Annotated in this window: 13 protein-coding genes; 6 read left to right on the top strand and 7 right to left on the bottom strand. The window is 72.7% G+C overall.

From position 1 onward, the window contains the following. Window positions 1–60: 60 nt before the first annotated feature. From ABZ823_RS25660 to ABZ823_RS25650, 3 genes are all read right to left on the bottom strand, one after another. Window positions 61–2,154 (bottom strand): FAD/NAD(P)-binding protein, encoded by a 2,094-nt coding sequence (locus ABZ823_RS25660; RefSeq protein ID WP_361664859.1) that lies wholly within the window; start codon window positions 2,152–2,154, stop codon window positions 61–63. A gap of 155 nt (window positions 2,155–2,309) precedes the next feature. Next, a complete protein-coding gene (locus tag ABZ823_RS25655) occupies window positions 2,310–3,947 on the bottom strand; it encodes an alkaline phosphatase D family protein (protein ID WP_361664856.1) in 1,638 nt (545 codons plus the stop codon). A 67-nt stretch (window positions 3,948–4,014) separates the two neighbouring features. Further along, window positions 4,015–4,659 carry an HNH endonuclease family protein gene (locus ABZ823_RS25650; protein ID WP_361664853.1) on the bottom strand — a complete coding sequence of 215 codons (645 nt, stop codon included), beginning with the start codon at window positions 4,657–4,659 and terminating at the stop codon, window positions 4,015–4,017. A 398-nt stretch (window positions 4,660–5,057) separates the two neighbouring features. On the opposite strand from ABZ823_RS25650, the gene ABZ823_RS25645 reads away from it, so the two are divergent. After that, window positions 5,058–5,639, top strand: coding sequence for a TMEM165/GDT1 family protein (locus ABZ823_RS25645; RefSeq protein WP_361664850.1), 582 nt, complete (start codon window positions 5,058–5,060; stop codon window positions 5,637–5,639). 220 nt (window positions 5,640–5,859) lie between these two features. Continuing rightward, window positions 5,860–6,522, top strand: coding sequence for an HAD-IA family hydrolase (locus ABZ823_RS25640; protein ID WP_361664846.1), 663 nt, complete (start codon window positions 5,860–5,862; stop codon window positions 6,520–6,522). 24 nt (window positions 6,523–6,546) lie between these two features. On the opposite strand, the gene ABZ823_RS25635 is transcribed toward ABZ823_RS25640, so the two are convergent. Continuing rightward, window positions 6,547–7,764 (bottom strand): peptidoglycan-binding protein, encoded by a 1,218-nt coding sequence (locus tag ABZ823_RS25635; RefSeq protein ID WP_361664844.1) that lies wholly within the window; start codon window positions 7,762–7,764, stop codon window positions 6,547–6,549. A 185-nt stretch (window positions 7,765–7,949) separates the two neighbouring features. Here ABZ823_RS25635 and ABZ823_RS25630 point away from each other — a divergent pair, with 185 nt between their 5' ends. Continuing rightward, window positions 7,950–10,136, top strand: a complete 2,187-nt coding sequence (locus ABZ823_RS25630) for an MDR family MFS transporter (RefSeq protein ID WP_361664841.1) — start codon at window positions 7,950–7,952, stop codon at window positions 10,134–10,136. Between the two features lie 13 nt (window positions 10,137–10,149). Here the strand turns inward: ABZ823_RS25630 and ABZ823_RS25625 are convergent, their stop codons facing one another. Further along, complete coding sequence (locus tag ABZ823_RS25625) at window positions 10,150–10,647, bottom strand: GNAT family N-acetyltransferase (protein WP_361664838.1); 498 nt, start codon at window positions 10,645–10,647, stop codon at window positions 10,150–10,152. 196 nt (window positions 10,648–10,843) lie between these two features. Between ABZ823_RS25625 and ABZ823_RS25620 the strand changes: the two genes are divergently transcribed. Beyond that, window positions 10,844–11,521, top strand: a complete 678-nt coding sequence (locus ABZ823_RS25620; protein ID WP_361664836.1) for a hypothetical protein — start codon at window positions 10,844–10,846, stop codon at window positions 11,519–11,521. Between the two features lie 5 nt (window positions 11,522–11,526). Continuing rightward, window positions 11,527–12,246: a hypothetical protein gene (locus ABZ823_RS25615; RefSeq protein ID WP_361664834.1), complete on the top strand. Its 720-nt coding sequence runs from the start codon at window positions 11,527–11,529 to the stop codon at window positions 12,244–12,246. A gap of 106 nt (window positions 12,247–12,352) precedes the next feature. On the opposite strand, the gene ABZ823_RS25610 is transcribed toward ABZ823_RS25615, so the two are convergent. Then, complete coding sequence (locus tag ABZ823_RS25610) at window positions 12,353–12,811, bottom strand: DUF1992 domain-containing protein (RefSeq protein WP_361664832.1); 459 nt, start codon at window positions 12,809–12,811, stop codon at window positions 12,353–12,355. A 119-nt stretch (window positions 12,812–12,930) separates the two neighbouring features. Between ABZ823_RS25610 and ABZ823_RS25605 the strand changes: the two genes are divergently transcribed. Beyond that, a complete protein-coding gene (locus ABZ823_RS25605) occupies window positions 12,931–13,326 on the top strand; it encodes a hypothetical protein (protein ID WP_361664829.1) in 396 nt (131 codons plus the stop codon). Between the two features lie 6 nt (window positions 13,327–13,332). Here the strand turns inward: ABZ823_RS25605 and ABZ823_RS25600 are convergent, their stop codons facing one another. Beyond that, the gene (locus tag ABZ823_RS25600; protein WP_361664826.1) at window positions 13,333–14,007 is read right to left on the bottom strand and encodes an O-methyltransferase; all 675 of its coding nucleotides are present in this window, start codon (window positions 14,005–14,007) and stop codon (window positions 13,333–13,335) included. Between the last annotated feature and the right edge of the window lie 178 nt (window positions 14,008–14,185).

The raw sequence follows: 14,185 nt of genomic DNA, 5'->3' as shown, positions 1-14,185 counted from the left end.
AACGGAAACCGACTGAGCCGCCAGGTTAGGTAACCCTAACCAAAGCTTGCAACTTCAACATCAAGCCATGGTTCCGCTCCGTCGGCAGTCCAGCGGTGGTTCCGCTTCAACATCAAGCCATGGTTCCGCCTCGTCGGCACTCCAGCGGTGGTTCCGCTTCCCCCGTCCGGCGGCCTCGCTCGCCTGGCCGTGCGGCGTCGCTTTCCCCGCCGCGGCACGCAGGGCCGCACGCGCCACCGCGTCCGCGTCCGACAGCGTCACCGAGTCCACACCGGGCCGGGCCCCGGCCGCGGTCACCCAGTGCACGCCCTCGGTGGGCACTCCGAACGCGAACCGGCACGGGTGGGCGGTCCCCTGTCGGTCGATCAGACGGTAGGGACGCGGTGTTACGTCCAGCCCTCCGGTTTCGTAACCGTCCACGGTGTGCGGCCGGCATCCGCCCGTGTGGAACAAGTCGGCGAGGAGGGCGTCGGCGGTGCGGCGCAGATCCGGCTCCGGCAGCCGCGCCTCGATCAGTGTGCGCAGGCGCACGGTCGAACCCGGAACGTCGGGGGAGTGCGCGACCCACGCCCCGTCCTCCGCGCGCACCTCCAGGCGCGGGCCGAGCACCTCCAGGACCCCCGCCTCGATCAGAGCCGTCATCTCCTCGATGCGCCGTCTGGGCGGACCTATGGACAGGAAGGCGTTGAGCGGGGTGTACCAGCGGTCCAGATGGTCCCGGCGGGAGGTGCCGGACAGGCCGCCGTGGTCGACGATCAGCCGCAGCTCGTTGCGCAGGTCGCGCAGTACGTCCAGGGCGGCCTTGAGCGGGCCCGCGACATTGCCGAGGGCGGCCTGCGCGGCATCCTCGCGGAGATGGCCGAGGAGCCAGTCGCGCCAGTCCGCCGCCGAGTGGAAGACGCGGCCCGCATACGGACGCGCGATCCGGTCCCAGCGCCAGCGGTCCGCGGCCGGTACGCCGTACGTGTCGAGAAGGGCTCCTTCCCCGTCGCCGCGGTGGGGGACGGCGAGAAAGCGATCCCGGAACCCGCGCCGCCCGGTGCCGCGGCGGGCCAACAGCGCCTCGTAGTAGACCGTTTCCACCTCCTTCGCCACCAAGGGCCATATCTCGGCCAGGAAGTCCGGGGCCTCCCCGGAGTCCGCGCGCTTGCGGAAGGCGGCGATCACGTCATCGGTCAGCAGCAGGGGCACATGGCGGCCGTACGGGCCCTTCGCGTTGTCCCCGCGCGCCTGGTGCGGCACGCCGCGCCGAGAACCGGCGTACAGCCGCGGCTCGTTACCCGACGGCCGGTAGCGCAGGCCGTCGGGGGTGCGGTCGAAGCGGCCGCCGCGCCCCGCCGTCAGCAGAGCCAGGTGATCGAAGAAGTTGAGGCCCAGACCGCGCAGCAGCACCGGTTCCCCCGGCGCGAGCGGGGCGAGGTCGACATCCGCCGGATTGGCCGGGGCGATGTGACGCAGACCGTGACGGGCGGCGTGCGCGGTGTACCGGCGCTGGTCCGCGTCCGCGACCACCGGGAGATGGCCCTGGGCGAGGACCACCGCGGACAAGCCGGTCAGGGTGCGGCCGGTGGACAGAGTCAGCGCCTGGCTCCCGTCGGCGGCGTCCCGCAGGCGTATCGCACGGGCGGTGTGCACCTCGACCCGTATCGCCTCCGGTGCGCCGTCCACCACGCGGGCGAACACCCACTCCAGGTAACGGCCGTACTCCGCGCGGGTCGGGTAGTCGTCCGGGCCCGGCGTCCCGTCCCGCCGCGCCGCCAACCCGGGCCCCGCGAGCGTCTGTTCGCCGCCGCTGGGCCCCGGCTTCCCTGCCCCGCCCGCCCGGTGCTCCCGCGCCCACTCGTACAGGCTCGGCCCCGGCCGGATCGGACCCGCGCACTCCACGCTGTCGTCGGTGAACAGCGTCACCTGGCAGGCCACCGTGTTCATCAGCAGCTCCGGGGACTGCGCGGTGCGCCAGACGCGGCCCGGTCCCGGGAGCGCCGGGTCCACGACGTGGACGGTCAACCGCGTGCCGGGCGGGAGGAGTTCCGGTGCGGAGGCGCAGAGGCGCTCCAGGACGCTGGTGCCGCGCGGTCCCGCGCCGACGAGGGCGACGGAGACCGGCGCGGGTTCCACGGTCGTGGCGGACGGTTCCGCGGTCGCGGCAGACAAAAGGGTGACTCCCGGGCGTGTGGGGGGCGCAGGGCCGTGCACCGCACGCTGGAGGCGGACGGCCCGCCTCATCATGCCTTCCCCGGGCGCTTCGAGGAGGGGGTACCCCCGGGACCACGGGAGTCAACGCCCGCTTCCGGCGTCCCGAATGTCCCTCATGGGGAGGTCAGGGACGACTCCTCCACGGTCTCCAGCCGCGCCTTTCCCGTGCCGTCAGGCCATGCCCGGACCACCCGCAGCGACGCGGAACGCCCGCGCAGCGTCAGCGTCATCAGCTGGTTGCCGAACCAGGGGCCGCCCGTCCGGCGCCAGGCGAACCCGGTGGGCGCGCCGCGTCCGTGCCGGAGGAGAAGGCGGCCCAGGGCGCGCCCGAGGCCGCTCCAGCCGAAGTGGAAGCCGAGCCTCAGGGCCGGCGGTACGGAGTTGTGCACGGGCGAGCACGTCAGCTGGAGGACCCGGGCGTCGGGGCCGCCGTCCGGCCACGAGGGCTCCGCGACATACCCGTGGTGGACATCGCCGGACAGCACGTAGACACCGGCCGGCGCCCCCGGCCCCGTACCCGCCTCGGCGATGAGGTCCGCCAGCGCCGCGAACGACTCCGGGAACGCCGACCAGTGTTCCAGGTCGGCCTTCTGCCGCAGGCGTTCGGCGAAGCGGGCCCAGCGGGGGCCGCGTACGCCGCGGCACAGGAGGGCATCCCACGTCTCGGCGTCGTGCACCAGGTGGGGGAGCAGCCAGGGCAGCGAGGAGCCGATCAGGAGGTGCTCACAGACGCCCCGGGCGCCGCGCACCTGCTCCTCGAACCACTCCGCCTCCGCGGCGTCCAGCATCGCCCGGCCGTCCTCGTCGAGGACGCGCGCCGCCCGGGAGTCGAGCATCACGACCCGTACCCGGCCGAAGTCGCGGCGGTGGCTCCAGCGGACGGTGGAGGGGTGGGCGTCCGCCTGTGCGGCGTAAGCGCGCAGGACGTCCGTGCCGTCCGGGGTCTCGCGTACGGCCGCGTAGAGCGGATCCGCGGCCAGTTCCGCAGGGGACAGATTGCCGAGGTGCTGGTGCACCCAGTACGCCATCAGACCGCCGAGCAGCCGCTCGTGCCACCACGCGGTGGCCCGCATGCCGGCGCGCCAGGCGGCGCTGGTGTTCCAGTCGTCGATGAGGTCGTGGTCGTCGAAGATCATCAGACTGGGCACCGTGGACAGCAGCCAGCGGATCCCGGGGTCGAGCCAGGACTCGTGGTAGAGCCAGGTGTACTCCTCGTAGTCCGCGACCTGGCCGCCCGGGGGATCGCCGAGGCCGCGCCGGGCGGCGATCCGGTCGCGGATCGCGGTGGACGTCTCGTCCGCGTACACCTGGTCGCCCAGCAGCAGCAGTACGTCGGGGGGCTCGGCGTCCGGGGCGGCGGCGAGGCGGGCCGCAAGCGCGTCCAGCGCGTCCGGGCCGACGGGGTCCTCGCCGTCGGCGGGTGCGGCGGCCCGGCGGCAGGAGCCGAAGGTGATGCGGACGCTCTCCGGGTCGGGCGTGCGGATGACGGAGGGCGGGAACGGCGAGTCGGGCGGCGGCCACACGGGGACGCCGTCGAGCAGCACCTCGTACGCCTCCGCCGTGCCCGGGGTGAGCCCGCTCACCGGCACGATCGCGTAGTGGTGGCCGGCGATCTGGAAGGTGCGGGCGCTGCCGCGGGCGCCTGAAGCACAGCGCACCTCGGCGGTGCACGGGCGGCTCGCCTCGACCCAGACGGTCGCGGACGAGCCGTCCGCGTATCTCAGCAGTGGTCCCAGGCGCAGTCCCGCCACGGCGTTCTCCTCCTCCGTCGCCCCGTACGGTACGGAACGACGGAGGTCCGTGGGGAGGGGCCGGGGATCAGCAGCTCGCGAGGTAGCTCTGGAGGGCGCTCTTCTCGGCCGAGTCGACGGAGAGGTTGTAGTAGTACTTCACCTGGACCCAGGCGCGGACGTACGTGCAGCGGTACGCCGTCCGGGACGGCATCCAGGTGGCCGGGTCCTGGTCGCCCTTGGCCTGGTTGACGTTGTCGGTGACGGCGAGCAGCTGCGGACGCGTGATGTCGTTGGCGAAGGCCTGGCGCTGGGAGGTCGTCCACCTGCTCGCGCCGGAGTCCCAGGCCTCGGCGAGCGGAACCAGGTGGTCGATGTCCACGTCGGAGGCGGCGTACCAGGTCGCGCCGTCGTACGGGGAGTACCAGCTGCCGCTGGTGGCGGCGCAGGAGGAGTCGGTGACGACGTTCGAGCCGTCGCGCTTGAGGATGTATTCGCGGGTGTTGCAGGTGCCGCTGATGGTGTTCCAGGTCGGGAACAGGTCGCGGCTGTAGCCGGTGCGGTTCTCCGTGGCCACGGTGAGCGAGGCGAGGTAGCTGCGGGCAGTGGCGCCGCTGACGGGAGTGGGGAGCGCGGCGGAGGCGGCCGGACCGTTGAAGAGTCCGGCGAAGGCCATGAGTCCGGTAAGAGCCGCGAGTATGCTGAAGCGTCGACGCGCGTAGATCTTGGGCATGCGAACTCCCTTGTGGGGTGGGGGCGTTGGGGTGCGAGCCAGGGAATGCTCGCGAGTGGGTGTTGCCGGAAGGTATGCGTTCGATGAGAAGTTAGTGACGTGTGCATGTCACCACAAGGGGTGTGACGTCTCTTACGGCCCCGTCCACCGCGTCCGGCGGTCGCGTAGCATGGGCGGCGCAGAAGGGGAGTAGCTCTTCGCCGGACCGTCGACACACTGCTCAGCACGCCTGAGCCGGCGCCCGGAGGCGGATCCTCACCAGAGGATCGGCCAGCGAGACCTTCGGCAAGCAGTGCACGCCCGTGCCATCAGGCCCGGGCAATCTGTGTGCTGCCGTGCCGAGGTGTCGCAGCAGTCACAGCACTCTCGGTGGGGCAGCCCCGACCGATTGAGGAACCTTGATCAGCATTACCGTCCTGGCGCTCGTCTTCGGCGTCGTCTTCCTGGCCGAACTGCCGGACAAGACGGCCCTCGCCGGTCTCGTACTCGGCACCCGCTACCGCGCCTCGTACGTCTTCACCGGTGTCGCCGCCGCCTTCCTGCTGCATGTCCTGCTCGCCGTCGCGGCGGGCAGCCTGCTCACCCTGCTGCCGCAGCAGATCGTGCACGCCCTCACCGGTGTCCTCTTCCTCGGCGGTGCCGCCGTACTGCTGCTGAAGAAGGACGAAAGTGAGGAGGAGGTCCGCCGGCCCGGGAACCAGAGCTTCTGGAAGGTGTCCACGACGGGCTTCATGCTCATCCTCGTCGCCGAGTTCGGCGACCTCACCCAGATCATGACCGCGAACCTCGCGGCGCGTTACGACGACCCGCTGTCGGTGGGCCTGGGCGCGGTCCTCGCCCTCTGGGCGGTCGCCGGCCTCGGCATCGTCGGCGGCAGGGCGCTGATGAAGAGGGTGCCGCTGAAGCTGATCACGAAGATCGCGGCGCTGCTGATGCTGGGGCTCGGGGTCTGGGGCCTGTTCGAGGCCGTGGCGGGGTGACGGCCCGCGAAGGCGGTGTCCATGCGGTGAACGGCCGATGGCGGGGTATCGAAGGGTTCGGGGGGCCGGTGGCGCGACGCCGCCTCGTTTTGTACCGTGGAGAAACAAAGTGGCTCCCGCCCGCTTCCCCTGACCGGTGGGCGGGGCCGCCTTGTCCTACGGGCGTACCCCAGTCCCCGTCCCAGGGTGTACCCCGGCCCTGTTCTCGCGCCTTGGAGCCATGCCGATGACGGCCACCGTTCTCACCGCCCGCGCCCTGCTGCTGGACATGGACGGCACTCTCGTCAATTCCGATGCCGTGGTGGAGCGCTGCTGGCGGCGGTGGGCGGAGCGGCACCGGCTGGACGGCGACGAGGTCATGAAGGTCGTGCACGGCCGCCAGGGCCACGCCTCGATGGCGGTACTGCTGCCCGACCGGCCCATGGAGCAGAACCACGCCGACAACGCCCGCATGCTCGCCGAGGAGACCGCCGACATGGACGGCGTCGTCGAGGTCCCCGGCGCCGCCGCGTTCCTCGCCTCCCTCGCCGGGCTTCCGCACGCCCTCGTGACGTCGGCCGACGTGGCGCTGTCCACCGCGCGGATGGCCGCCGCGGGGCTGAGGCTGCCGGATCTGCGGATCACCGCCGAGAGCGTGAGCGCGAGCAAGCCGGACCCCGAGGGGTTCCTCAAGGGAGCCGCCGACCTGGGCGTCGACCCGGCCGACTGTGTGGTCTTCGAGGACTCCGGCGCGGGCATCGCCGCGGGGCGCGCCGCCGGGATGCGGGTGATCGGCGTCGGACCCCGGGCCGGGATGCACCGTCCGGACGTGCTGGTCCGGGACCTCACGCAGGTACGCGTGGAGGCCACGCCGGAGGGCACGATCCGGCTGCACATCGGCTGACCGGGTTCCTTTCCCCGGCCACCGTCAGGGCTCGCTCGTCTCCGACTCCAGCGCCGCCCTCGTCGCCGGCCCGTACACCCCCCGATCGTCCTGGCTGATGCCGCGGGCGAGCTGGTAGGTGGTGACCGAGCTCTCCACCTGGCCGTCGTACACGCCGTCGGCGGGGCCTATGTAGAGGTTCAGCCGGCGCAGCCGCAGTTGCAGCTCCTTCACCTCGGGGCCCTCGTCGCCCCGGCGCAGCACCTGGGCCTGGTGACCCTGCCCGTCGCCGTCCGGGCCCGGTGACGCGGAGGTGGTCGCCCGCGCGGTCGTCGTCCGGCTCGGGGTGGGGGAGGCGGACGGGGACGCCGACGCGCTCGACGGGGACGCGGAGGGCGAGGGGCTGGTGCTCGGCGACGGAGCCGTACTCGTCGCGGGCGCCGGTGCGGACGCCGTGGACCCCGGTGCCGGGGTCCCGCGCGACGGGCCCTCCGGGACGCTCGCGCGGATGCCGTCGGGCAGGGCCGCGTCCCGCTGCGGCCGGTCGTACGAGAACAGCCCGCCGGCGAGACCCGCCGCCGCCGCGACCGCCACGACCGCACCACCGGCGGCCAGGAGCACGGTGCGCCGCCGACGCCGGGGCGGCTCGCCGTCCGGGGCTTCGGGGCTCAGGGGCGCCGCGGATACGGGGCCGAGGCGCATGGTCGGGTTCTGGACAGCACCGAGCGGCATGGTCTCGTCCGGTCCGCGGGCCCCGCTCGCCGGCAGTCGTGTCGTCTGGTCGGCCTCGCCTGCCTCGTCTGCGGGGCCACTGGGCTGCCCGGTCCCGGCCGGTGCGAGGGGTACGGCCCTCGCGTCGGCCGCCGTGGGCCGTTCGGTGGGTTCCGGTGCCGCGTCGGCCGCCGTGGGCCGTTCGGTGGGTTCCGGTGCCGCGCCGGAGCCCCCGCCCCCCTCCGGTACCCCCGGACGGCGCAACGTCCCGTCCGGTGTGATCGCTCCCGTGTCCTTATGCGCCGCGGCCCCCGCCGGCTTCCCGGAAGACTCCTCGGGTGCGGCCGGAGCCTTGGCCGTCGGCGGTGTGCCCCCCAGCTCCACATACGGCCGGATCCGCAGCGGATCGAAGTCCTCCGCCGCTGCCGCCTCCGCCGTACGCGCGTCTCTGAGTGCGTCGGAGGCCCGCTGGTTGCACGCGCACGACGGCGTACCGTCCGGGCGTCGCGACGTCCCGCACTCCGGGCAGGCTCGTCCGTTCGATCCGCTCACGCGTGGGTCCCCTCCCGACGAACTCCAGAGATTATGCAGATCTCCCTCACAGAATCTCCCGGCAGCCCCCAGAACCTCCGCCTCCCATTGGTACACAACAGGCAATAGTGGGGCATACCTCCCACGATGGAGTGCACGATGAACGAGAGCCCCAGAGGCCGATCACCGTCCACGGGAGGCCTTTCATGACCAGCGACGCGCAGGGCAGGACGGGAGATGCCGCGGAGGTGACGGACGAGACGGAAGAGACGGACGCGAGAGGCGAGGCGAAACCGAGGGACGCGGCCGACGGGTCTGAGACGGAAGGGCCCGGCGGCTCCGGCGGCCCGTTCGGCGTCCGCGGCGTCGCGCCCTCGGACGAGAGCGTGCACGGCAGCGTCCTGGTCTCCATCGGCGCGCTGCTGCTGGGCATGCTGCTGGCCGCCCTGGACCAGACGATCGTGTCGACCGCGCTGCCCACCATCGTCAGCGACCTCGGCGGTCTTGAGCATCTGTCGTGGGTGGTCACGGCCTATCTGCTGGCCTCGACAGCGGGGACTCCGCTGTGGGGCAAGCTCGGCGACCAGTACGGCCGCAAGAAGCTGTTCCAGGGCGCGATCGTGATCTTCCTGGTCGGCTCCGCGCTGTGCGGCATGGCGCGGAACATGCCCGAGCTGATCGCCTTCCGGGCGGTCCAGGGACTGGGCGGCGGCGGGCTCATGGTGCTGTCCATGGCGATCGTCGGCGATATCGTCCCGCCCCGGGAGCGGGGCCGCTACCAGGGGCTCTTCGGCGCCGTCTTCGGCACGACCAGCGTGCTCGGGCCACTCCTCGGCGGGCTGTTCACTCAGCACCTGAGCTGGCGCTGGGTGTTCTACGTCAATCTGCCCCTCGGGATCCTCGCCCTCGCCGTGAGCGCGGCCGTCCTGCGCATCCCGAGGAAGCCGGAGCGGCACGTCATCGACTACCTCGGCACCTTCCTCATCGCCACCGTCGCCACCTGTCTGGTCCTGGTCGCCTCGCTCGGCGGCACCACGTGGGCCTGGGACTCACCGCAGATCACCGGCCTGGCGGTCCTCGGTGCCGTCCTGCTCCTCGCCTTCCCGTTCGTCGAACGCCGGGCCGCCGAACCCGTCCTGCCGCTGAACCTGTTCCGCGCCCGCACCTTCACGCTCTCCGCCGTCATCAGCTTCATCGTCGGCTTCGCGATGTTCGGCGCGATGACGTACCTGCCGACCTTCCTCCAGGTCGTCCACGGCATCAGCCCCACCGTGTCCGGAGTGCGCATGCTGCCGATGGTGGCCGGGATGCTGCTGACGTCCACCGGCTCCGGCCAGATCGTCAGCCGCACCGGCCGCTGGAAGGTGTTCCCGGTCGCGGGCACCGGTGTCACCGTGATCGGCCTGCTTCTGCTGCACCGGCTCGACGAACACAGCAGCACCGCGGAGATGAGCGTCTACTTCTTCGTCTTCGGCCTGGGCCTCGGCCTGGTGATGCAGGTCCTGGTAACGATTGTGCAGAACGCCGTCAGCTACAAGGACCTGGGCGTCGCCACCTCCGGTGCCACCTTCTTCCGCTCCATCGGCGCCTCCTTCGGGGTGGCCGTCTTCGGCGCGATCTTCGCGAGCCGGCTCGGCGGCGAGCTCTCGGCGGCGCTCGCCGGGCGCCCCCTCCCTCCGGGCGTCTCGCCCGACACCCTGAAGGCCGATCCTCGCGGTATCGCGGCCCTCCCGGCCGCCGCGCGGCCCGCCGTCCTGCACGCGTTCTCCATCTCCATCACCGACGTCTTCCTGTACGCCGCCCCGGTCGTCCTCCTCGGCTTCGTGCTGGCGTGGTACCTGCGCGAGGACAAACTGCGCGGCTCGGTGACGGCACCGGAGGTCACGGAGACGCTGGCGAGCAATCCGGTGGAGCGTTCGTCGTCCGACGAGGTGCGCCGGGCGCTGTCCGTCATCGGTTCGCGGGAGGGGCGGCGCGAGATCTACGAGAAGATCACCCAACGGGCGGGGTACGACCTGCTGCCCAGCGCGAGCTGGCTGCTGCTGCGGATCCAGAAGCACGGCTGGGCCGAACCGGCCATCCTCGCCGAGCGCAGTACGGTCCCGTTGAACGTCATCCTCCAGGCCGCGCGGCAGGTGGAGGAGCGGGGCCTCGTGGCGCGCGAAGGGCTCGACCTGACCCTCACCGAGCGGGGCCGTGAGGTGGCCGAGCACCTGCGTCAGGCCCGCGAGGAGTCCCTGGCCGAACTTCTCGGCGATTGGTGGGGGCCTGGCCGCCCGACCGACCTGCGCAAGCTGGTCCAGGAGCTGAACGCCGAGATGTGCGGCTGCGACGCGGAACGTCCGCACGACCGGACGGGCAGGCGGACGAGGACGCCCGGACGGCCCCTGTAGACGCCGGGCCCGCTCAGACCGGGGCCAACCGCTTGCTGAACCAGTGCTCCGCGTACGGATCGTCGTTGTGCGGCTCGGTCTCGGCGTATCCCGGACGGGCGTACAGGGCACGGGCCTCCACCAGGTCGTGGCGGGTGTCCAGGACCATCCGCCGGGCGCCGAGCGCCCGGGCGTGTTCCTCCGCGGCGGTGACGAGGAGCCGGGCCCCGCCCCTGCCGCGCAGTTCCCTGCGCAGGAAGACCCGCTTGAGCTCGGCCGTGGCCGGGTCCGTCAGCCGTACGCCCGCCGTTCCGGCGGGCTCCTCCCCGTACCGCGCCACCAGCAGCACGCCGCCGGGCGGCGCCAGCCGGGCGCCGGTGCCGGCGGCGATCTCGCGCTCCAGTTCCTCCGGGTCGGTCGAGCGCCCCTCGTGGAGCCGGTACCAGCGGTCGCTGACCTCCGTGTAGTACGCGCGCCACAACGCGGCGGCGACGGGCGAGTCCGGGGGCTCGGGAGCGATGGTCCAGGTCATGCCGGACATTGTCCGGACCGCCGGGTAGGAGTGCGCAACCGAATTGACGGCCGGTGGTGACCGGGCCGCGACGGGCTCGCGCCGTGACCGACGCCCGATGAGCGCGGCCTCCGGTTGCGGGTGCCCGTTTGGCGGCCGTCCTCCGGGCAACCCGGGCGGAAGACGGCCCGCCGGGCCGAGGAATCGGAAGGCATCCATGTCCACTGGCCTGATCATCGCTTTGATTGTGATCGTGATCGTCGCGGCCGCCGTCGCGGGTGCGGCCGCCGTCTCCCCGCGCGCCCGTCGCGCGCTGGGCGGGCGGGGGCTGAAGAGCCGCTTCGGACCCGAGTACGAGCGGACGGTGACCCGGCATGACGGTGACACCAAGGCCGCCGAACGGGAACTCACCGCGCGCCTGGAGAAGTACGGTTCGCTGCGGAAGCAGCCGCTGGAACCGGCCGAGCGCGAGCGGTACTCGGCGCGCTGGACGGCCGCCCAGGAACGTTTCGTCGACTCCCCGAGGGATGCGGTGGCCGAGGCTGACCGGCTGCTCGCCGAGCTGGCGGGCGCCCTGGGCTTTCCCGACGGCGGGCGCTACGAGGAACAGCTGGACGCGCTGTCCGTGCACCACGCCCACCATGTCCACGGCTACCGCCGACTGCACCGGGTGGCGCAGTCCCCGGCCGGCGGTGCCGCCGACGGCCGCGCGGGCACGGAGGAGATGCGGGCGGCCCTGTTGGAGGCCCGCGCGCTCTTCGAGGACCTGGTCGAACCCGCGCGCCGCGAGGCGGCCGACGCCGCGGCGGACACGCACCGGGGGGCCGGCGGGCGCACCGAGGGACAGTCCCGTCTTCCGTGGGGCTTCCACAGGCAGCATGCGAAGGGGAGTTGAGGATGATGGCTGACCGGATAACGGGCGGAGGCGACGAGCGCCGGGCGGAAGGCGAGATGCCTCCCGAGGGCGCCGGGCGACGGGGCACCGCGGATGTGCGGTCCGAGGGGGTCGCGCGCCGCAGGGACGTACGGCCGGAAGGTACCGATCCGCTGGAGGCCGCGGATGTGCGGCCCGCGGGTCTCGGGTACCGGGAGGAGGCCGACATGCGGTCCGAGGAGACGGCCCGGGAGGCCGCCGGCATGCGCCCCGAAGGGACCGGATACCGGGAGGGCACCGAAGGGACCGGATACCGGGAGGGCACCGAAGGGACCGGATACCGGGAGGGCACCGAAGGGACCGGATACCGGGAGGGCACCGAAGGGACCGGGTATCGCGAGGCCGCCGGTGCGGGCACCCCGGGGGCGTCCGGGGAGTTCCGGGCGGAGGGCGCTTCGGGGTCGGCCCGGCTGCTGCCCCGGGAGGAGTGCGACAGGTTCGCGCAGCGCTTGCAGCACGCCATCGGCGAGTTCGTCGACGAGCCGAGGGACGCCGTCGAGGAGGCCGACCGCGTGGCGCAGGAGGTCGTCGCACGGCTGTCGGAGGCCGTGGCCTCACGGCGGCGGACCCTGAAGGCCTCGTGGCAGGAAACCGGCGACGACGCCCATGCCGGCGCCGACACCGAACAGCTGCGGCTCGCCCTGCGCGACTACCGCGTGACCGTCGAGCGGCTGCTGAGTCTGTGAGCCTTCGGCCGTAGGCCGTAGGAGACCGTCCGCTGGAGCGGGGTCGGCGCCGGACCGTGTGCCCGGGGCCGGCCCCGCCGACGTGCGCCCTCCGCCCGGCCGTCACTCAGTCCGCGCCGCCGCCCGGCCCGCCGCCCGGATGCCCACTCGTGCCCGGACGCCCGCCCGCCCGGCGCTCGCGCCACTGCCGTACGACCTCCTCGACGTCGTACGGCTTGAGGCCCAGCGGCGGGCCCGGTGGCGGCTTGAACATCATGTCGCGGATCTTCACATTGAGGTCCTCGACCAGTCGTCGTACCACCCGCTCGGACGGTGCCGCCGCGGCCGCGATCAGGGTGTCCTCGGCCTCCTTGCGCAGGGCCAGCGTCGGCGGCAGGACCGTGATGCCCTCGCGTGCCATCTTGCGCTTGATCCACCACAGTTCGTCGTACACCGTCTCGGTGACCGAGGCCGAGGGCTCTCCCGCGCCGGGGAGGTTCGCGAACTCTCCGCGCTCCTGTGCGTCACGGATCTGTTTGTCGACGAAAGACTCGAAGCTGACGCCGGGTGGCTTGCGCTCGGTCATGGGCCCATTGTGCCGGACGTCACCCGACGCGGCGATCGGGCGAATTATCATTCCGCCGCGGAACGCCAACGCGGCGCGCCCGCAGGACACTTGAACGGCCGCACTCAGGAGGAGCGCACGTGCTCGAACTCACCATGGCCTCGGTCTCCGGGGCGGACGCCGGGGCGACGGCCGGCATGCTGATGGCCGACGCGCCCAGCGCCCCGGGAACCGTGCTGCGGGTGGGCCGGGACGCGTCCGTGTGCCGGCTGGTGACCCCGGACGACTGGCTGTTCGTCTCGCGGGTCCACCTGGAGTTCCTGTGCGGTCCGGAGGGCGGGTGGCAGGTGAGCTGGCTGCGCGGCTCCCTGGCCGAGCCGTCCTGCGAGGTGGAGCTGACCCTGGCGGGACAGCCGGCCCAGGCCCTGCCCTACGGCGGCACGGTCAGGCTCCCGCACGGCGGCTTCGGCGAGCTGGTCATCCAGGACCGCACCACTCCGCGCAGCGTGAACGTGGGCTTCCACCACGGGGCGTAGAAGCCGTCAGTCCAGCACGCGCGCCAGCGCGAACCCGTCGTGTCCCTTGACGCCCACCGTCTGCACCGCCGTCCCGGTCAACTTGGGGTGGGTGGCCATCAGCTCGAGCGCGGCCCGGGTGCCCCGAACGCCGGGGTCGTCGCTGTCCGCGTCGATGACCCGGCCGCCGCGCACCACGTTGTCGAGGAGGATCAGGCTTCCGGGGCGGGTCAGCTTGAGGGCCCACTCGACGTAGTGCGCGTTGTTGGCCTTGTCCGCGTCGATGAAGACCAGGTCGAACGGGTCGGGGCGCTCCTCGGCCAGCTTCGGCAGCGACTCCAGCGCGGGGCCGACGCGGACCTCGGTACTCTTGTCCAGGCCCGCCCGGGCCAGGTTGCGGCGGGCGACATCCGCGTGCTTCGCGTCGTACTCCAGTGTGATCAGCCGGCCGTCCGCGGGCAGTGCCCGGCCCAGCCAGATCGTGCTGTAGCCGCCGAGGGTGCCGATCTCCAGGACACGGCGCGCGCCCTGGAGCCGGGCGAGGAGCTGGAGCAGCTTGCCCTGGTTCGGCGCGACGTTGATGGGCGGGAGTCCGGCCGCTTCGCTCTCCCGCAGGGCCGCGGTGAGCACCTCGTCGGCGGGGGCGAGAAGGCCGGTGAAGTACGCGTCGACGTCGTCCCAGAGCTCGTGCGCTGTGGTCATGCACCGTCCCTTTCCGGGATCTGGTTAGGCGGTCTAACTAGCCACGCTAACGAAGATAGCCGGGTCGGGGTCTGCTGTCAGCGCGTTTTCGGCCGCGGGCGCAGATGTCAGCCGATCGGGGGAGAGCGGCGTCCGGGGCGGTGCCCGCCGCCGGGACCGCCCCGGACGCCGGGCTGCG

It is taken from the genome of Streptomyces sp. NPDC047079, assembly GCF_040643755.1.
Classification (GTDB): Bacteria; Actinomycetota; Actinomycetes; order Streptomycetales; family Streptomycetaceae; genus Streptomyces.
This window is presented reverse-complemented; position numbering and strand designations above follow the sequence as displayed.